Source organism: Paenibacillus sp. 2KB_20 (assembly GCF_052115765.1).
GTDB lineage: Bacteria > Bacillota > Bacilli > Paenibacillales > Paenibacillaceae > Paenibacillus_AQ.
This window is the reverse complement of the sequence record NZ_JBFRHH010000021.1, coordinates 19274-37723: the sequence shown is the minus strand read 5'-3', so window position 1 is coordinate 37723 and position 18450 is coordinate 19274. Positions and strand designations below refer to the sequence as shown.

General features: G+C 49.0%; 20 protein-coding genes and 1 other annotated feature. Of the genes, 1 reads left to right on the top strand and 19 read right to left on the bottom strand.

All coding sequences use genetic code 11. The features are described 5' to 3' along the window. Window positions 1-86 precede the first annotated feature (86 nt). From rpoB to cysE, 15 genes are all read right to left on the bottom strand, one after another. A complete protein-coding gene (gene rpoB, locus AB4124_RS31775; protein WP_076326229.1) occupies window positions 87-3632 on the bottom strand; it encodes a DNA-directed RNA polymerase subunit beta in 3546 nt (1181 codons plus the stop codon). Window positions 3633-3980: 348 nt separating this feature from the next. Further along, entirely contained in the window at window positions 3981-4586 is a 606-nt protein-coding gene (locus tag AB4124_RS31770) for a class I SAM-dependent methyltransferase (RefSeq protein ID WP_098749104.1), read from the bottom strand. Between the two features lie 183 nt (window positions 4587-4769). Beyond that, window positions 4770-5132, bottom strand: a complete 363-nt coding sequence (gene rplL / locus AB4124_RS31765; protein ID WP_076326231.1) for a 50S ribosomal protein L7/L12 — start codon at window positions 5130-5132, stop codon at window positions 4770-4772. 68 nt (window positions 5133-5200) lie between these two features. Further along, window positions 5201-5704, bottom strand: a complete 504-nt coding sequence (gene rplJ, locus AB4124_RS31760; RefSeq protein WP_090914113.1) for a 50S ribosomal protein L10 — start codon at window positions 5702-5704, stop codon at window positions 5201-5203. A gap of 58 nt (window positions 5705-5762) precedes the next feature. Continuing rightward, window positions 5763-5921, bottom strand: a sequence feature (ribosomal protein L10 leader region). A 69-nt stretch (window positions 5922-5990) separates the two neighbouring features. Further along, window positions 5991-6683 carry a 50S ribosomal protein L1 gene (gene rplA, locus AB4124_RS31755; protein WP_009591966.1) on the bottom strand — a complete coding sequence of 231 codons (693 nt, stop codon included), beginning with the start codon at window positions 6681-6683 and terminating at the stop codon, window positions 5991-5993. Between the two features lie 80 nt (window positions 6684-6763). Next, window positions 6764-7189, bottom strand: a complete 426-nt coding sequence (rplK, locus tag AB4124_RS31750; protein ID WP_076326233.1) for a 50S ribosomal protein L11 — start codon at window positions 7187-7189, stop codon at window positions 6764-6766. Window positions 7190-7260: 71 nt separating this feature from the next. Further along, a complete protein-coding gene (gene nusG / locus AB4124_RS31745) occupies window positions 7261-7794 on the bottom strand; it encodes a transcription termination/antitermination protein NusG (protein ID WP_006212939.1) in 534 nt (177 codons plus the stop codon). 21 nt (window positions 7795-7815) lie between these two features. After that, a complete protein-coding gene (gene secE / locus AB4124_RS31740; protein WP_006212940.1) occupies window positions 7816-8007 on the bottom strand; it encodes a preprotein translocase subunit SecE in 192 nt (63 codons plus the stop codon). Window positions 8008-8031: 24 nt separating this feature from the next. Further along, on the bottom strand, window positions 8032-8181 hold the full coding sequence (rpmG, locus tag AB4124_RS31735; protein WP_006212941.1) for a 50S ribosomal protein L33: 150 nt from the start codon (window positions 8179-8181) through the stop codon (window positions 8032-8034). Between the two features lie 573 nt (window positions 8182-8754). Further along, window positions 8755-9399 (bottom strand): RNA polymerase sporulation sigma factor SigH, encoded by a 645-nt coding sequence (gene sigH / locus AB4124_RS31730; protein WP_006212942.1) that lies wholly within the window; start codon window positions 9397-9399, stop codon window positions 8755-8757. 205 nt (window positions 9400-9604) lie between these two features. After that, the gene (locus AB4124_RS31725; protein ID WP_076326260.1) at window positions 9605-10123 is read right to left on the bottom strand and encodes an NYN domain-containing protein; all 519 of its coding nucleotides are present in this window, start codon (window positions 10121-10123) and stop codon (window positions 9605-9607) included. A gap of 5 nt (window positions 10124-10128) precedes the next feature. After that, window positions 10129-10881 (bottom strand): 23S rRNA (guanosine(2251)-2'-O)-methyltransferase RlmB, encoded by a 753-nt coding sequence (gene rlmB / locus AB4124_RS31720; protein ID WP_076326234.1) that lies wholly within the window; start codon window positions 10879-10881, stop codon window positions 10129-10131. Between the two features lie 87 nt (window positions 10882-10968). Continuing rightward, the gene (locus AB4124_RS31715) at window positions 10969-11412 is read right to left on the bottom strand and encodes a Mini-ribonuclease 3 (RefSeq protein WP_339268328.1); all 444 of its coding nucleotides are present in this window, start codon (window positions 11410-11412) and stop codon (window positions 10969-10971) included. Continuing rightward, the gene (cysS, locus tag AB4124_RS31710; RefSeq protein WP_441975276.1) at window positions 11409-12815 is read right to left on the bottom strand and encodes a cysteine--tRNA ligase; all 1407 of its coding nucleotides are present in this window, start codon (window positions 12813-12815) and stop codon (window positions 11409-11411) included. Before cysS ends, AB4124_RS31715 begins: the two co-directional genes overlap by 4 nt. A 58-nt stretch (window positions 12816-12873) precedes the next feature. Then, complete coding sequence (cysE, locus tag AB4124_RS31705; RefSeq protein ID WP_076326261.1) at window positions 12874-13563, bottom strand: serine O-acetyltransferase; 690 nt, start codon at window positions 13561-13563, stop codon at window positions 12874-12876. 181 nt (window positions 13564-13744) lie between these two features. Here cysE and AB4124_RS31700 point away from each other — a divergent pair, with 181 nt between their 5' ends. Beyond that, window positions 13745-13960, top strand: a complete 216-nt coding sequence (locus AB4124_RS31700) for a hypothetical protein (protein WP_379415338.1) — start codon at window positions 13745-13747, stop codon at window positions 13958-13960. Window positions 13961-14236: 276 nt separating this feature from the next. On the opposite strand, the gene gltX is transcribed toward AB4124_RS31700, so the two are convergent. The 4 genes from gltX to AB4124_RS31680 all read right to left on the bottom strand — a co-directional run bounded on the left by gltX (window position 14237) and on the right by AB4124_RS31680 (window position 18115). Continuing rightward, the gene (gene gltX, locus AB4124_RS31695; protein ID WP_441975275.1) at window positions 14237-15700 is read right to left on the bottom strand and encodes a glutamate--tRNA ligase; all 1464 of its coding nucleotides are present in this window, start codon (window positions 15698-15700) and stop codon (window positions 14237-14239) included. 69 nt (window positions 15701-15769) lie between these two features. Beyond that, on the bottom strand, window positions 15770-16258 hold the full coding sequence (gene ispF / locus AB4124_RS31690; protein ID WP_441975274.1) for a 2-C-methyl-D-erythritol 2,4-cyclodiphosphate synthase: 489 nt from the start codon (window positions 16256-16258) through the stop codon (window positions 15770-15772). Beyond that, window positions 16255-16950, bottom strand: a complete 696-nt coding sequence (gene ispD / locus AB4124_RS31685) for a 2-C-methyl-D-erythritol 4-phosphate cytidylyltransferase (protein WP_430113181.1) — start codon at window positions 16948-16950, stop codon at window positions 16255-16257. Before ispD ends, ispF begins: the two co-directional genes overlap by 4 nt. Window positions 16951-17026: 76 nt before the next feature. After that, on the bottom strand, window positions 17027-18115 hold the full coding sequence (locus AB4124_RS31680) for a PIN/TRAM domain-containing protein (RefSeq protein ID WP_441975273.1): 1089 nt from the start codon (window positions 18113-18115) through the stop codon (window positions 17027-17029). Window positions 18116-18450 lie beyond the last annotated feature (335 nt).

The window sequence follows — 18450 nt, the reverse complement described above, 5'->3', positions numbered from 1 at the left end:
CCCTCCTCAACCTAGTCCTATTTATGTGCTATACGACCATAACACCACCGCCGACCTATAAGCCGACGGGGGTGAATGATTGACCGTTATTCCACTCCGACTTCAGTGCCTTCCAAGTTAAGGCTCAGTTTATCACCTTGAGCATCGTCTTCGTCATCGAGTTCTTTCATCTCGATTTCCTCTTCATTCTCGCTCAGGATTTTGACATCCATACCGAGAGACTGAAGCTCTTTAATCAATACCTTGAACGATTCAGGAACACCCGGTTCCGGAACGTTCTCGCCCTTGACGATGGATTCGTAGGTTTTCACCCGGCCGACCACGTCATCCGACTTGACGGTAAGAATTTCTTGCAGGGTATAGGCAGCACCGTAAGCTTCAAGTGCCCATACTTCCATCTCACCGAAGCGCTGTCCACCGAACTGAGCTTTACCACCCAGCGGCTGCTGTGTAACGAGTGAGTATGGTCCCGTAGAACGGGCGTGAATTTTATCATCAACCATGTGCGCGAGTTTGATCATATGCATGACGCCGACGGTAACTTCACGTTCAAAACGTTCACCCGTCCGTCCGTCGTACAATACGGTCTTACCATTGCGCTGCATGCCTGCTTCTTCCATCGTATCAAACACGTCATACTCGCTTGCGCCGTCAAATACCGGTGAAGCCACGTGAATGCCGAGCTGGAGCGCGGCCATACCCAAGTGAACCTCGAGCACCTGACCGATGTTCATCCGTGATGGAACCCCTAGAGGGTTCAACACAACTTGAACCGGTGTGCCATCTGGCAGGAACGGCATATCTTCTTCAGGCAAAATACGGGCAACGACACCTTTGTTACCGTGACGTCCGGCCATTTTGTCACCTTCGGAGATTTTACGTTTCTGTGCGATGTAAACGCGAACCAGTTGGTTAACGCCCGGCGGCAATTCGTCACCGTTCTCACGTGTAAACACCTTCACATCCACAATGATCCCGTCACTACCGTGAGGAACGCGCAGCGAGGTATCGCGCACTTCGCGAGCCTTCTCACCAAAGATCGCATGCAGGAGACGCTCTTCCGCCGTCAGTTCGGTTACACCCTTAGGCGTTACCTTACCCACGAGGATGTCTCCGGCGCTGATTTCGGCACCGATGCGGATAATTCCGCGCTCGTCAAGGTTCTTCAGTGCTTCTTCCCCTACGTTAGGAATATCACGCGTAATTTCTTCTGGTCCGAGCTTCGTGTCACGAGCTTCGGATTCGTACTCCTCGATATGAATCGAAGTGTACACGTCCTCTTTGACCAGTTTCTCGGAGAGAAGAATCGCATCCTCGTAGTTGTAACCTTCCCAAGTCATGAACGCCACAACGACGTTGCGGCCCAGTGCCAATTCGCCCATCTCCGTAGATGGACCGTCTGCGAGAATATCACCTTTTTTGATGACATCGCCGCGTTTAACGATTGGACGCTGATTGATGCATGTTCCTTGGTTCGAACGCATAAATTTGTGTAATTTATGTTTAATAAGATCGCCTTTGACTTCTTGTCCGTCGACATTTTCCACACGGCGGACCCAGATTTCATTAGCGGATGAACGTTCAATAATCCCGTCATGTTTGGACACAATACATACACCGGAGTCTTTTGCAGACTTGTGTTCCATTCCAGTTCCGACCAGTGGAGCTTTAGGAATAAGAAGTGGAACAGCCTGCCGCTGCATGTTGGATCCCATCAGCGCGCGGTTGGAGTCATCGTTCTCAAGGAACGGAATGAGCGCCGTCGCTACCGACACTACCTGCTTCGGCGAAACGTCCATGTAGTCTACACGGTCGCTCGGCATAGGAAGGATGTTATCGGATTGTTTGTTATAACGGACGATAACCATTTCGTCAGTGAAGGTACCATCTTCGTTGAGCTCGGCGTTCGCCTGGGCAACGATATAGTTATCCTCTTCGTCTGCAGTCAGGTAATCGATTTGGTCCGTTACTTTACCGGTCTTCGGATCCACCCAACGATACGGAGCTTCAATGAAGCCATATTCGTTGATGCGCGCAAACGTCGACAAGGAGTTGATCAGACCGATGTTCGGTCCCTCCGGCGTCTCTATCGGACACATACGGCCATAGTGACTGTGGTGAACGTCCCGCACTTCAAAGCCCGCACGCTCACGCGTCAAACCGCCGGGTCCGAGAGCAGACAGACGACGTTTATGCGTCAGTTCCGCAAGCGGGTTGGTCTGATCCATGAACTGGGACAGCTGGGAGCTACCGAAGAACTCTTTAATCGATGCGATAACCGGACGTATGTTGATGAGCGCCTGCGGCGTAATCACATTAGCATCCTGAATCGACATTCTTTCACGAACGACACGTTCCATCCGGGACAAACCGATACGGAACTGATTTTGAAGCAATTCGCCTACAGAACGCAGACGACGGTTACCCAGGTGATCGATATCATCCGTATTGCCGATTCCATGCAGCAAGTTGATGAAGTAGCTGATGGAAGAAATGATATCCGCCTGCGTAATGTGCTTCACGGATTTATCAATGTTTGCGTTCGCGATGACTTTCACGACTTTTGCATCCTCGATTGGAGAGAATACATCGATCGTTTGCAGCGGGATATCCTCGCTGTCCATCACACCGCCGGTAACATGATAATTCTTAAAGCCTACGCTCTTCTCAAGGTAAGGCATGATCTCGTCCAAAAGACGACGGTCTACGGTTTGACCAGCTTCTGCAATGATCTCACCCGTATCGATGTCTATCAAACTCTCTGCCAAACGTTGATTAAAGAGACGGTTCTTAATATGAAGCTTCTTGTTGATCTTGTAACGACCAACGTTAGCCAAATCATAACGCTTCGGATCGAAGAAACGGGCAACAAGAAGGCTCTTCGCATTCTCTAGTGTTGGCGGCTCACCCGGACGAAGACGTTCATAGATTTCGATGAGCGCTTTTTCCGTGGAGTCGGTGTTGTCTTTATCCAGCGTATTTTGAATATATTCATCATTGCCCAGAAGATCCAAAATCTCGGCATCTGTACCAAAACCAAGTGCACGTAAAAGTACCGTTACAGGGATTTTACGGGTACGGTCGATCCGGACATAGATAATGTCCTTCGCGTCCATCTCCAGTTCAAGCCAAGCGCCGCGGTTAGGGATAACTGTTGCAGTGTACGTCGTCTTACCGTTTTTATCCACTTTTGTGCTGAAATAGACGCTGGGAGAGCGAACCAACTGGCTGACAATAACCCGTTCGGCACCATTGATAATGAATGTTCCGGTTTCCGTCATTAACGGGAAGTCTCCCATGAACACTTCCTGCTCCTTGACCTCTCCGGTCTCCTTGTTAATGAGCCGGACTTTCACGCGGAGCGGCGCCGCATAAGTAACGTCGCGTTCTTTCGCGTCATCGACGGTGTATTTCGGTTCTCCAAGGCTGTAGTCAATGAACTCTAGTACCAAATTACCTGTGAAATCCTGAATCGGCGAGATGTCCTGGAACATTTCGCGGAGTCCTTCCTCCAAAAACCATTCATAAGATTTTTGTTGGATTTCAATCAGGTTCGGAACTTCGAGCACCTCGTTAATACGAGCATAACTTCGCCGAGTGCGTCGACCATATTGAACAAGATGTCCTGCCAACTTAAACTCACCCCTCATGTCTACTCACTTTAAAAATTTCATTGCGAACCTCTGTTTGTAACACTATAATGGAACATACAGAGGACACTCCCATAAATAGAGAAAAGCCCTTATCGAATACCTTTTCGAAAAAAGAGCAGCTTATCCATGGTTATGATAATCATCTCATATCCTGTAGATTTGCCCAAAATGTACATATTATACGTCAATATGATCGACTTTATGCATCTTTCCACACATTAAGTCTTGACATTTCAGCCAACTAAAGACAAAGAGACCATCCTAATACTGACATTTTATAATAATACCATACCAGCATACCCAAGTCAACAGCCTAGTCGAACTATTTTAAGAAGATTTAGTCGCTCTGAATATCCGGTATCCTTTATCCTTCGTTACTTCCTCAACCTGATGAAATAAACTCTCCAGTTTCGCTTTCGCTGAAGGTGCGCCTTGCTTCTTCTGAATCACAACCCACAGTTGCCCATTCTCACGCAAATGCTTCCACGATTCTTCGAATATAGCATGTACCGTCTCTTTCCCGGCACGGATCGGCGGATTGGTTAGAACCACGTCAAATTGCTGATCCTGAACCGCGGCAAACAAATCGCTCTCCAAGATGGTCACATTGGATATACCATTACGTTTCGCATTCTCCTTGGCTAATTCGACAGCGCGGCTATTGATGTCGATCATCGTCACATGTCCTTGCGCAGCCATTCTTGCCGCCGACAGACCGATCGGACCATATCCACAGCCTACATCCAACACTTGGGCATGCTGGTTAAAATCCATAGCCTCTATTAATACCTTGCTGCCATAATCCACGCCACTCTTAGAGAATACGCCCGCGTCACTGATAAAGTTGAAAGTCTGCCCCCGAAGCTCCGTCTTTAACTCCTTACGGTCATGAGCAATTTCCGGCTGATTCGAGTAATAATGTTGATTCGGCATCATTTCCTCCGTCTTGAATCAAAGTCTACCCGCCTAAGATATTTCACTCTTAAGCGCTCTTATTTCAGTATAACCTTAGTTGCGGAGAATCAGTACCTTGTGGTCTCCCCGCCACAATAACAAACCCCTTGAACAAATATTCAAGGGGTTTGATTCTTGCTGACGTGAATCTCAAGAAGCTAATTACTTAACTTCTACGGATGCGCCTGCTTCTTCCAATTTAGCTTTAACAGCTTCTGCTTCTTCTTTAGCTACTTTTTCTTTCAATGGTTTTGGAGCGTTGTCAACCAGTTCTTTTGCTTCTTTCAAGCCAAGACCTGTGATTTCGCGAACCACTTTGATTACGTTGATTTTGGACGCGCCTGCGCTAGTCAGGATTACGTCAAATTCGGATTGCTCAGCAGCTTCAGCTGCACCAGCGCCACCTACAACAGCTACTGGAGCTGCAGCAGTTACACCAAATTCTTCTTCGATTGCTTTTACAAGATCGTTCAGTTCCAGAACGGACATACCTTTAATTGCTTCCAAGATTTGCTCTTTGCTCATTTAAGTTGAACCTCCATTTATTATTAAGATTTTATAGTTGTTGTTACACAGCTTCAGCAAGACAAAGCTTATGCGCCTTGTTCTTCCTTCTCAGCAACAGCTTTAACTGCAAGCGCGAAGTTGCGCACTGGAGCTTGAAGCACGCTGAGGAGCATGGAGAGGAGACCTTCGCGGGACGGAAGTTCTGCCAGAGCTTTGATTTCGCTCTCTCCGATTACACGGCCTTCTACTACGCCGCCTTTCAATTTCAACGCGTCGTTTTTCTTAGCAAAATCATTAAGGATTTTTGCTGGAGCGACAGCGTCATTGGTACCAAATGCAACAGCTGTTGGACCAGTCAGGACTTCGTCCAGATCAGACAGCTCTGCTGCCGCAGTTGCACGGCGAAGCAGTGTGTTTTTCAGTACTTGGAACTCGACGCCAGCTTCACGAAGCTGTTTACGAAGTTCAGTTACTTGCGCAACGTTCAGTCCGCGATAGTCAGCAACTACTGTCGATACGCTTTCGCGCAGTTTAGCAGCAACGACATCAACCGCTTCTTGTTTCGCTTGGATCACTTTTGCGTTTGCCAATGATTACACCTCCTGGTTGTATTAGTAGCGTAAGAGCACCAAGCTCTCCGCTCTTCCTACGGGCACTAAAAAAGCCTCCGTAGAATCACGAAGGCCTGATGAATCATCATTTGGCCGGTGTAACCGGACAAATTGTTGACGTTCTATCATAACACCTCGGTAGGAAATTAAGCCTGCTTAGGGCACCTACTGTCTACGGTAAGCATATTCAACTTCAAGGGTCAGTCTCGAAGACTCACAACTGTTACATAATATCAAACTTCATTGACCAAAGTCAATGGTAATATTATCTGTAAACGGTTGTGTTCACGCGAGCGCTTGGTCCCATAGTCGAGGAAACAGCGATACCTTTCAGGTAAACACCTTTAGCAGCAGCTGGTTTCGCACGATTCAATGCATCGATGAGAGCTTTGAGGTTCTCATTCAATTGAGCTGCATCGAAAGACACTTTACCGATTGGCGCGTGAATTTGACCTGCTTTGTCCAGACGGTACTCGATTTTACCGGCTTTGATTTCTTGAACAGCCTTAGCAACATCGAATGTAACCGTACCAGCTTTAGGGTTAGGCATCAGGCCTTTACCACCGAGCAGACGGCCAAGTTTACCGACTTCACTCATCATATCAGGTGTAGCTACGCAGACATCAAACTCGAACCAGCCTTGTTGAATTTTGTTGATCATGTCTTGATCGCCAACAAAATCAGCGCCAGCCGCTTCTGCCTCTTTCGCTTTTTCACCTTTTGCAAATACCAGAACGCGTTGTGTTTTACCTGTGCCGTGAGGCAAGACGACAACACCACGAACAGCCTGGTCTTGTTTACGTGGGTCTACACCCAAACGTACAGCCGCTTCAACAGTTTCGTCGAATTTGGCAGTTGCAGCCTTCTTCACAAGCTCTACAGCTTCCAAAGGCTCATAAGTTGCTTCGCTGTCAATCAGCTTCGCAGCTTCAACGTATTTCTTACCGTGTTTAGCCATGTTTGTTTTCCTCCTTTGTGGTGTTAGCGGAAATTCCTCCCACATAATCCGAACCTCGTTCGGTTTCAATCGAGAGACAATTAGTCTTCGATTGTGATACCCATACTACGGGCAGTACCTTCTACCATCTTCATTGCAGCTTCAACAGATGCAGCGTTCAGGTCAGGCATTTTTGTTTCAGCGATTTGACGAACAGCGTCACGCTTAACAGTAGCCACTTTCTTCTTGTTAGGCTCGCCGGATCCTTTTTCGATCTTAGCAGCCACGCGAAGCAGAACAGCAGCCGGTGGAGTTTTAGTGATGAATGTAAAGGAACGATCTTCAAACACCGAAATTTCAACCGGAATGATCAGACCTGCTTGATCAGCAGTACGTGCGTTGAATTCTTTACAGAATGCCATGATGTTGACACCCGCTTGACCCAATGCAGGACCTACTGGAGGAGCCGGATTCGCTTTACCTGCAGGAATCTGCAGTTTCACAATCTTGATAACTTTCTTAGCCATGGTTGACACCTCCTTGCATCAATAGTGGTAGCGGACGCTTTGACACGCCCTCCCACAAGAAACCTGAAGAATTAAATCTTCTCCACTTGAGTATAATCCAACTCCAGCGGGGTTTCCCGTCCAAACATGTTGACGTGAACTTTCAACTTGCTCTTTTCAGCCAAAATCTCTTCCACGGAGCCCACAAAATTCGCAAAAGGACCAACCTTGATACGAACGGATTCCTTGATGTCGAATTCGATCTTCGGTTTCGGCTCTTCCATGCCCATATGCTTCAGAATCTGTTCTACTTCTTCTGGAAGCAAAGGCGTCGGTTTAGAACCGGACCCTGTCGAACCAACAAAACCGGTCACTCCTGGTGTATTGCGGACAACATACCAAGAATCATCGGTCTGAATCATTTCGACCAAGACATATCCCGGGTAAACTTTACGCATGACGGTTTTTTTCTTGCCGTCTTTGTTTACGATTTCTTCTTCCATCGGAACAAGAACGCGGAATATTTTGTCCTCCATGCCCATGGACTCGACACGTTTTTCCAAATTGGCTTTGACTTTATTCTCATACCCAGAGTAGGTATGAACTACGTACCATCTTTTTTCCATATCAAGCCACCTGGGACCCTTCTAAATTATCGCTTCGATCACAGCGGAAATACCGATGTCTACAACCCAAAAATAAATCGTGACAAACACTATGGTGCCGAGAACAATTAAAGTATAGTTCGTCAGTTCTTTACGATTGGGCCAGCGAACTTTTTTAAGTTCCGCCCAGCTTTCAGAGAAAAAGGAAAACAGAGACTTGAAACCACGTTTCACGCCGACTACACCTCCAAAAGAAAACTATCTGGTTTCGCGATGAGGAGTTTGCTCGTTACAGAACTTGCAAAATTTCTTCATCTCCATGCGGTCGGGGTGATTTCGCTTGTTTTTGGTGGTTGTGTAGTTTCTTTGTTTGCAGCTTGTACAAGCCAAAGTGATAATTACCCGCATGATGTGCACCTCCCGAAGACGTCCTTCTTTGTCAGAAGAATCGATATTGATCCTAGTAGAAACAACCTTGTTCTCATCGAAACTCGGTTATTTCTGCGAGATGAATAAAACCGTTGTTCCAAAAACTGTAACAACGATCCATTCATAAAACACGCGAATTTAGGCCTACCTAAAACACTTTATCACAAGGGTAGCGCCATTTCAAGCCTTTTTCTCTCTGATTGTGGGCTGCAATAAATGCCATTGCCAGCTAGACCAGGGAATTCGTCCCCGGAATATTGTAAACACCTCGCTGTAAAAAACTGTGGCGTTTCACAGTCTTTGTCCATCCTGCATAGCATTTAGTCTATATCCAGTATGTTCAATCTTCCAACAGATGAAACACCAAATATTACACATTTTGCTTTTGCGAAAATGGACATCCTTGATTATCGTTCTATCCTGTCTGCCAACTAAAAATAATGGCGACAAAGTATACGGAGATCCTTCGCCGGCCATCCTGATTTAAAAAGCGATCAGGCAATTAAAAAAAGGCTCTGATTGAGCCTTCTGCTTCTTATCCGACACTTGCTATTAATTATCCCTGACTTCCAGATAACGTTCAAGCTTGCGCTTTACCCGCTGGAGTGCATTGTCAATCGATTTTACATGACGCCTTAAATCTACCGCAATCTCTTGATAGGATCGACCGTCCAAATAGAGCATCAGGACTTTCCGTTCCAGATCGCTTAAGATTTCTGACATCTTGTCTTCCAGGCCGACAAATTCCTCTTGATTAATAATCAGTTCCTCCGGATCGCTTACCGCAGTGCCACAAATGACATCCAACAGTGTACGGTCCGAATCCTCATCATAAATCGGCTTGTCCAATGAGACATACGAATTGAGCGGAATATGCTTCTGTCTCGTAGCGGTCTTAATTGCCGTAATGATCTGTCTAGTAATGCAGAGCTCGGCAAAGGCCTTGAACGAAGACAGCTTATCCCCTTTAAAATCACGAATTGCCTTGTACAGCCCGATCATGCCTTCCTGGACAATATCTTCCCGGTCAGCACCAATCAGAAAATAGGAGCGGGCTTTAGCACGTACAAAATTCCGGTATTTATTGATCAAATACTCCAGCGCCCCGCTATCACCCTCGCGGACCGCCTCGACAATGTCTTCATCGCTTATCACATCATACCCTGACAACATGACTTCCTTGAGGTCCACACTCAATAGAATCCCTCCGGCCCGGAACGCACGGTAGCCCGTCACTCTCTTGAAATATATGACAAGTATATATGATGTCTACTAGACCGTCAACCACGTTCTACCTAAAATAGACCGATAATAACATTTAATGTAAACTTTTCCGTAGATTCATATACCGTTTTCATTCTCCAAATGAGCCGACCTTTCGTCCCTATTGTGTAAAACAGTTCTATTCCCTTCGCCAGCGCTCGAACATCTGTCTCACATCCGGCGGCAGCTTCCCGTCAAGTGTATTCCGGCTCTTGGTCTGCTCTTTCGTTATTTTCTGCTTCACTTCGCGCTCGCTCTGTTCCACTTCGTTTAGCAATTCCCGGGCGGACAACCTGAGTGCTCCCCGAGCAAAAATCACATGCTGCTCAATTAAATCGCTGGTCGCCACATAAATTTTTCGCCGGCGGTGGCTGAACTCTCCGACTAGTCGTTCAATGCACTCATCTGCGGTTTCTTTTTCCTTAGTAAAAAACACCTGAACCTTGCCTTGCGTGTAGGATTTCCCCAGCCCAGGGACCCGGTATGCGTCAAAAATCACCACGACTCTGAGGCCGGAATACGCCTGGTAATCCGCTAATTTCTCCAGCAGCAGGTCTCGCGCATCATGCATGCTGCTATTGGCGAGCTTCGCAAGATATGGCCAGCCGCCGATCATATTATAACCGTCGACCAGCAGCACATCCCGCCAATCGGCCATCATTGCTAACCTTGAAGGCGGCGACGGCGAAGCACTTCGTACATAACGACACCTGCGGCAACCGAGGCGTTAAGCGAGTTGATTTTTCCGGCCATCGGCAGTTTCACAAGCACATCGCATTTTTCACGGATCAGACGCCCCATTCCTTTACTCTCATTACCGATAACGATAGCAACCGGCCCGTCAAAAACCTCAGTGTCATACAATTCCTGAACAGCATCAACGACCGTCCCGACAACCCACACACCCATTTCCTTGAGCTGATCGATGGTTTGGCCCAGATTGGTCACTCTGGCTACGGGTACATACTCTACTGCGCCAGCAGATGTTTTGGATACCGTTGCCGTTACTTGTGCGGATCTGCGCTTAGGCAGTATGACGCCATGAGCACCCGTGCAGTCTGCCGTACGGAGAATCGAGCCCAGATTGTGCGGATCCTCGATCTCGTCAAGCAGCAGCAAGAAAGGCGGTTCGCCCTTTTCCTCCGCAACCTTCAGCAAATCTTCCACTTCCACATAGGCATACGGTGCCGCTTGGGCAACCACGCCTTGATGCTGTACCCCTGGAACCATCTGATCCAGCTTGCGTTTGTCCACATGCTGAATGACAATGCCCAGTTTCTTCGCTTCCGCGATGATCGGCAGGGTCAGATGTTTTTGCGCATTTTCGGCAATCCATATTTTATTGATCGTACGTCCTGATTTGAGCGCTTCCGTTACGGAGTGCTTACCAGCTACTACTTCCTCTTCTTGCAACATGTAGGTCTCCTCCTGCATATCAGCCGGCGTCCCCTTTGAGAAACACCGGCTGTATCGTTTCAATGTTGATCTCTATTGCCTGACGGTCTATTTAACAGACCCCTCAATAAACTCGATGCTCTTCCCAATGAGCTCGCGGAGACGATCCTGCTCCCCCGTATAATATAAATACCCAACGAGCGTCTCAAATGCCGTTGCATGCCGATATTCGAGCACGTCGGCATTTTTGGGGATGCTGCCTGATTTGGCATTGCGTCCTTGACGCACAACATCGCGTTCTTCTTCCGTCAGCTCCGGATCCAGATAAGCCAATATTCGGCTCTGTGCCTTCGCCGACACAAATCCTGTTGCTGTCCGGTGCAAGTGATGGGGGCGGAGATTCGCTCTTGATATCAAAAACTGCCGCACCGCCACCTCATAAATGGCATCTCCGATATAGGCAAGCACGATGGGCGGGATTAACCGGGCCGGCTTCGACGGCGGAAAATCGAACCAGCCTACCGCGGGATCATGATGCTCAGGCCCGCTCATTTACGCCGCCAGCGCATACCTTGCGCCGTATCCTCAAGCACGATGCCTTCGTCCGCCAGCTTGTCGCGGATTTCATCCGCTCGCGCCCAGTTTTTATTCTTCCGGGCTTCGATACGTTCGGCAATCAGAGCTTCAATCTCCTCATCCAGCAATTCATCCGTGCCTGTATTTACGATGCGCAGCACGCCGTTCATTTCGTTGAAAGCACGCAGCACTTCATGCAAGTCAGCTGCAGGAATCGAGGCTTCCTTCAGCAGCTGATTCGCCTCGCTGGCCCATTGGAACATGGCGGTGATGGCATCCGGCGTGTTGAAATCATCCTGCATTTTCTGATGGAATTCGACAAGAACGGCCGATATTTTATCCGCAACTTCCTGGCTTACGTTATCGTCCTTCGAACCGATCGCGGTACTCAATCGATGCTCGACATTAGCCGCCGCATTCGCCAGACGTTCCACGCTGTTCTGTGCCTGCTCCATCACCTCATCGCTATAATTCAGCGGGTTGCGGTAGTGGGTGGACAACATGAAATAGCGAACAGCTTCTTTTGTATATTGTTCACGAAGTTCCTTAACCAATACACCATTACCTAGCGATTTCGACATTTTCTCGTTATTGATGCGGATATAACCATTGTGCATCCAATAGTTCGCCAGCGGTTTGCCTGTCAGCGCCTCGGACTGCGCCACTTCGCATTCATGGTGCGGAAACTGCAGGTCTTGACCGCCGCCATGGATATCCAGCGTATCCCCGAGATAACGACGGGCCATGGCGGAGCACTCAATATGCCAGCCCGGGCGGCCGTCGCCCCAAGGGCTGCTCCAGTAGATCTCTCCGGGCTTCGCAGCTTTCCATAGCACGAAGTCCTCCGGGTTTTCTTTCCGCTTATCCACTTCAATCCGGATACCGAATTGCAGCTCATCGAGATTTTGCTGGGACAGCTTGCCGTAATCGTCAAATTTGCGGGTCCGGTAAAAGACATCTCCCCCGTTCTCATAAGCAAAGTCGCGGTCAATGAGCTCCTGGATAAATTCAATAATGCTCTCCATATTGTCCGTTACCCGCGGATTTAATGTCGCTCTCGGTATACCGAGACCGTCCAGATCCTCGTAATAGGCGTTAATAAACTTATCCGCGACCTCCGGAACGGTAGTCCCGGTTTGCTCCGCTTTCCGGATCATTTTGTCATCCACATCCGTAAAGTTCACCACGTAACTCACATCATTACCCTGATTCTCAAAATAAGCTCGAACTACATCGAAAAAGATCATCGGACGGGCATTCCCGATATGGATATAATCGTACACGGTAGGACCGCACACGTAGATCTTTACCTTTCCAGGTTCCTGAGCAACAAACGTTTCTTTCATACGGGTTAACGTGTTATAGATTTGAAGTGCCATAGGGTATCATCTCAATCCTTTCATTCCATCGCTTATTGTTCCTTCACGGCTTACGGGTTTACTCTTCTTTGGCCGAAGACACAACGACCTCGGATACCATGCCTTTAGGTTGGTTTCGTTTGCTCTCATGAAGCTCCGCCCGGAGCTGATCGATTTCCTTCTGCATTGAACGCAGCATATCCACAATCGGATCGGGCAGATTCGTGTGATCCAGCCGGTCGCGCACCCGCTCCCCGTTCTGTTTCACAATTTTTCCCGGATTGCCGACAACGGTGCTGTTTTGGGGGACTGGTCTTAGTACGACTGCATTGGAACCAATGTTACAGTTATCCCCAATCGTAAAGGAACCTAGCACTTTCGCCCCCGATCCGATGACCACGTTGTTGCCGATGGTCGGGTGCCGCTTGCCTTTCTCCTTACCGGTTCCACCAAGCGTAACCCCTTGGTAGATCACCACGTCATCCCCAATCTCACAGGTCTCTCCAATGACAACCCCCATCCCATGGTCTATGAACAGCCGATGCCCGATACGGGCTCCCGGATGAATCTCAATCCCTGTCATAAACCGGCTGAACTGGGAGATCAACCGGGCCAGCGTATACCATCGCCGCTTAAATAATGCATGAGCTACCCGGTGCGCCCACAGTGCGTGAAGCCCCGAGTAGGTGAATACCACTTCAAAAAGTCCCCGGGCAGCCGGGTCATTCTCGAACACTGTCCGAATATCCGATTTCATCTGTTTAAACATGAACGCTCCCTCTTTCCCCTCTTCCAATCGCGCATGCAACTTGCCATCCATCGTTATTCCTGTAAATAAAAAACGCCCCTGCAGCTTATCGCTGCAGAGGCGCTAGACCGCGGTTCCACTCTGCTTAGAACCGGCACAAGCCTCCTCCCTTCGTCAGGGACGGATTCTACCGATTCTCTTCATGTCATTAACGGCAGACGACCGGCATGATCTAACGATTGTGTTCGCTTCAACCATGCAGCTCACAGGTGCATTTCCGCTGCAGGCGACGGGACAACTCTCAGCCGGCAAATTCAAGTGGTCCTTGTCTTTTGCCGATTGTCCTCTCTGGAACGTGCCTGTTTTACGCGTACTTCTCCTGATCGTAGCTTTTATACGTTTATATTTGTTGATCTAGGTGAGGGAAACAACGCTCTATAGAACGCTGCGCTGACGGATTGTGCTTCCGATCGCTGTTGCCTTCCGATTTCTTTAACGATATCACATAGGTGGAAATCGGAAGACAAAGGCGAACGCTGCGCTTCTACAGCACAATTCCGTCCTCTCCGCTGCTTCTCCGTATGAGTTATTGCTACCTAACCTAGATCAAAGAATATTTCACTTATAGTTTGGTGTAATTATAACTGATGATATACGGGCTGACAAGGAACGTTTATTCGAAGAAGCACCCGAATTATGCGCCCTTGATCTGAGAACGCAAACGGTCAAGCACACGATCCTTACCAAGCAGCCAAATCGTCTGGTTCAGGTCCCGGCCATGGGTTTGTCCCGTCAAGGCTACGCGGATCGGCATAAAGAGCTGTTTGCCCTTAAATCCGGTCTCCTTCTGGACTTCCTTGATCAGTGCCGCAATCTTCGGAGCGTTAAACTCATCCGACTGCTCGATCTTCGCAAGGAATGCCGACAATACGACGGGCACCTGCTCGCCGCCCATCACTTCAATCCCTTCGGAATCCAGCTCCAGATGTGTGCGGAAGAACACTTCCGACAGATCCACGATATCCGAAGCAGCAGTCAACTGCTCCTGATAGAGCGCCACGAGCGCGCGTGCCCATTCCTCTTGCTTGGCCGTAAGCTCGGACGGCAAGCGACTGGCTTTCTGCAAATGCGGAATGGCTAGATCGGCAATCCGATCCGGATCCGCATTCTTGATATACGTGTTGTTCAGATGAGCCAGCTTGTTTGTATCGAATACCGCCGGGCTCTTGGATAATCGATGCTCATCAAAGATCGAGATCAACTGCTCTTGGGAGAACACTTCCTCTTCCCCTTCCGGAGACCAGCCAAGCAGCGAGATGAAGTTGAACAGCGCTTCAGGCAAATAGCCAAGCTGGTCATACTGCTCAATGAACTGAATAATCGATTCATTACGCTTGCTCAGCTTCTTATGATCCTCGCCCACGATCAGGGTCATATGTCCGAACTGAGGAGGCTCCCAGCCAAAGGCTTCATAGATCATCAGCTGACGGGGCGTATTGGAGATATGATCCTCCCCGCGGAGTACATGGCTGATCTTCATCAGATGATCGTCCAAAGCTACAGCGAAATTGTAGGTAGGAATGCCGTCTTTTTTAACGATGACGAAGTCGCCCGTCTCTTTGCTGTTAAACGAAATCGTGCCCTTCACCATATCATCGAACGTGTAGATACGATCTTCCGGAACGCGGAAGCGGATGCTGGCCACCCGGCCTTCGGCCTCAAGCGCTTGGCGCTGCTCTTCCGTCAAATCCCGGTGCTTCCCGGAATAGCGCGGTGTTTCGCCGCGAGCCATCTGCTCTTCCCGCTCCTGCTCCAGCTCTTCCTCCGTGCAATAGCAGCGGTAAGCAAGCCCGCGATCCAGAAGTTCCTGCCAATACTCTTTATAAATATCAAGACGCTCGGTCTGGCGATAAGGTCCGTACTCGCCTCCGACATCCACGCTCTCATCCCAGTCCATGCCCAGCCACTTCAAGTATTTCAGCTGGCTTTGCTCTCCGCCTTCTACGTTGCGTTTCACATCCGTATCCTCGATGCGGATAATGAATTTCCCGTTGTTCTTGCGGGCAAATAAATAATTGAATAATGCCGTTCTGGCATTGCCGATATGTAAATGTCCCGTTGGACTCGGTGCATAGCGCACGCGGACTTCTCCGGTCATTGTAACCCCTCCGCTTCCCTATTCTTTCAAGATTCCTCGCTCAAAAAACTCCCTTATTGAACACATACTTCAAGATGATAGCATACCTTTTACGAGGCAGACAACCGATTGCGCGGCGATACCTTCGCCCCTGCCAGCAAACCCGAGCTGCTCGGTGGTGGTCGCCTTCACGTTAACCTGATCCACCTCGGCATCCAGCGCTTTGGCGATCACTTCCGCCATCTGCGGAATATAAGGCGCCATCTTCGGCTTCTGCGCAATAATTGTAGAATCGATATTACCAAGTCTATACCCGCGTTCCTTCGCCATGACCCATACCTGCTCCAAAAGCCTCAGGCTGTCGGCGTCTTTAAAGGCAGGATCGTTATCAGGAAAATGACGACCAATGTCGCCAAGCCCAAGCGCTCCCAAAATTGCGTCCGTTACGGCGTGCAGCAGCACGTCGGCGTCGGAGTGCCCGAGAAGCCCCTTGTCATAAGGAATCGTGACGCCTCCGATAATGCACGGCCTTCCTTCTACGAGCTGATGTACGTCAAACCCCTGTCCTACTCGAATCATCCCATGTCCTCTCCCTTACGTTTCTGTAAAAAAGCTGCATATTCCAGATCCTCCGGTGTGGTTATCTTAATATTGCTGTATTTCCCCTCCACTACGGTTACCGGATGTCCTGCTCGCTCCATCAGCATGGCATCGTCAGTGCCTGTAAACCCATCCTTCGCAGCAGCCTCATGTGCAGACAGCAGGTCGGAAAGACGAAAAGCCTGTGGGGTCTGGACGGCCCACAGACTTTGACGGTCCGGGGTGCCTGTAATCAGCCCCTTACCGTTCACCTGTTTAATCGTATCCTTCACGGGGACCCCAAGTACCGAGGCGCCCTCACGGATTGCCGCATCGCGGCAGACTTCAATTTCCTCTTGCGTTACGAACGGCCTTACGCCGTCATGTATCATTACCCACTCTGAAGAAATTTGCTTGATGCCCTGGTATACGGACTGCTGCCTCTCGCTTCCCCCGGGGATTACAGCGGACACCTTGTTCAAACTGTATTCCTGAATCCAGGATTCGCAGCGAGGGACATCCTCTATCCCCGTCACAAGCACAATTTCCTGCAGCCATGGTATCCGGCTGAATGCTTCAAGCGTATGAACGATAATGGGCTTTCCGTTTAGAGCCAAGTACTGCTTGCTCTCCCGGGTGCCCATCCTCGTTCCTTTTCCCGCCGCTACAATGACAGCGCCGAAGTTACTCATCAAGCACCAAACTCCTGTCTCACCCAACACGTCCCAACGGACGAATAGCGGATATGTATATCCCCATCATACCCCTTTACTGGGCTTTTTCCAACAGTTTTGGTTTCGCGAAGATCATCCGGCCCGCTGAGGTTTGCAGTACGCTGGTAACGAGCACCTCCATCATCGTGCCGATGTACTCGCGACCGCCTTCCACGACGATCATCGTGCCGTCATCCAAATAAGCGACGCCTTGACCATGCTCCTTGCCGTCCTTGATAATCTGTACCAGAATTTCCTCCCCCGGCAGAACCACCGGCTTCACCGCGTTGGCGAGATCATTAATGTTCAGTACCGACACACCCTGCAGCTCACATACCTTATTCAAGTTGAAATCATTCGTGACCACTTTGCCTTGAAGCACTTTGGCCAGTTTCACCAGCTTGCTGTCGACTTCGGATATTTCCTCAAAGTCCCCTTCATAAATGAGCACCTTGACGTCCAGCTCTTTCTGGATTTTGTTCAAAATATCAAGACCCCGCCGGCCGCGATTTCGCTTAAGAAGGTCTGAGGAATCCGCAATATGCTGAAGCTCCTCAAGAACAAACTCAGGAATGACAATCGTTCCTTCGATAAATCCGGTCTTGCAAATATCTGCAATTCTCCCGTCAATGATGACACTCGTATCCAAAATTTTATGTTCCTCTATGCGCCGGCCCTCAGGCTCAGCAGCTTGACTCCACTTGCCCGACATCCATAGAGAAGCCAGTTCATCCTTCTTTTCCAGTCCAATGCGAAACCCGATGTAACCACCGAACAGCGTAATGCCAACCTGCAGCAGCTGCCCTGCTTGTCCGAGCAAGGACAACCCTGGTGACAGCAATACAGACAGCAGCAGGCCGCTCAACAGTCCGGCAGTACCCGCAGCCAGCTCATTCATCGGAATCCGGGAGAACGAAGAGATCAAGCTGTGCAGCCATCTCGTTACCCGATCCGCTGACAGCACGCCGATCATGCCAAACAATAATCCTCCAAGCACCGCGAAGGCTCCGCTTCCCGCTGCAAATAAACCTTGTCCAAAAATAGGCGAGAGCCCTGAGAAAGACCGTTCCATTGTATGATATAACGTATACCCGCCCCATGCTCCGCATAATACTGTAAATGCTAAAATAGCTTTTTTTACCATGAGCTTCCGCACACCTCCTTTTTATACATAAATATCTTTGCTTCTATTTTCCAGTATGGTCCAATTTATAAAGTCGTAATCGTGCCGACCCATCTTTTTTAAGATAAAAGTTTTCAGTGAAACCAAATGAATTGGATAATAGCAAGAAAAACATCCTCAAATATGCAGTCTATCTTCTGTAAAAGTGCGCCTATTGACGCTTTTTTATCCTATTTCCATATCCCCATATCCTGCCGGTTTTGCCCACCCCCATCAGGCTTTGACGTGTACTTACATCAACCTCACAAATGGAATTGACCGCCTTCGGACACCTGAAATTGGTTGAAATCGCCTGA

What these genes read in the sequence shown, in the direction of transcription:
- AB4124_RS31770 (WP_098749104.1), bottom strand. Translation starts at nt 4,586, where the DNA reads ATGCCGAATCAACATTATTACTCGAATCAGCCGGAAATTGCTCATGAC.
- rplL (WP_076326231.1), bottom strand. Translation starts at nt 5,132, where the DNA reads ATGAGCAAAGAGCAAATCTTGGAAGCAATTAAAGGTATGTCCGTTCTG.
- rplA (WP_009591966.1), bottom strand. Translation starts at nt 6,683, where the DNA reads ATGGCTAAACACGGTAAGAAATACGTTGAAGCTGCGAAGCTGATTGAC.
- rplK (WP_076326233.1), bottom strand. Translation starts at nt 7,189, where the DNA reads ATGGCTAAGAAAGTTATCAAGATTGTGAAACTGCAGATTCCTGCAGGT.
- nusG (WP_006212939.1), bottom strand. Translation starts at nt 7,794, where the DNA reads ATGGAAAAAAGATGGTACGTAGTTCATACCTACTCTGGGTATGAGAAT.
- rpmG (WP_006212941.1), bottom strand. Translation starts at nt 8,181, where the DNA reads ATGCGGGTAATTATCACTTTGGCTTGTACAAGCTGCAAACAAAGAAAC.
- AB4124_RS31725 (WP_076326260.1), bottom strand. Translation starts at nt 10,123, where the DNA reads ATGGCCGATTGGCGGGATGTGCTGCTGGTCGACGGTTATAATATGATC.
- rlmB (WP_076326234.1), bottom strand. Translation starts at nt 10,881, where the DNA reads ATGTTGCAAGAAGAGGAAGTAGTAGCTGGTAAGCACTCCGTAACGGAA.
- AB4124_RS31715 (WP_339268328.1), bottom strand. Translation starts at nt 11,412, where the DNA reads ATGAGCGGGCCTGAGCATCATGATCCCGCGGTAGGCTGGTTCGATTTT.
- cysS (WP_441975276.1), bottom strand. Translation starts at nt 12,815, where the DNA reads ATGGCACTTCAAATCTATAACACGTTAACCCGTATGAAAGAAACGTTT.
- cysE (WP_076326261.1), bottom strand. Translation starts at nt 13,563, where the DNA reads ATGTTTAAACAGATGAAATCGGATATTCGGACAGTGTTCGAGAATGAC.
- AB4124_RS31700 (WP_379415338.1), top strand. Translation starts at nt 13,745, where the DNA reads ATGTCATTAACGGCAGACGACCGGCATGATCTAACGATTGTGTTCGCT.
- gltX (WP_441975275.1), bottom strand. Translation starts at nt 15,700, where the DNA reads ATGACCGGAGAAGTCCGCGTGCGCTATGCACCGAGTCCAACGGGACAT.
- ispF (WP_441975274.1), bottom strand. Translation starts at nt 16,258, where the DNA reads ATGATTCGAGTAGGACAGGGGTTTGACGTACATCAGCTCGTAGAAGGA.
- ispD (WP_430113181.1), bottom strand. Translation starts at nt 16,950, where the DNA reads ATGAGTAACTTCGGCGCTGTCATTGTAGCGGCGGGAAAAGGAACGAGG.
- AB4124_RS31680 (WP_441975273.1), bottom strand. Translation starts at nt 18,115, where the DNA reads ATGGTAAAAAAAGCTATTTTAGCATTTACAGTATTATGCGGAGCATGG.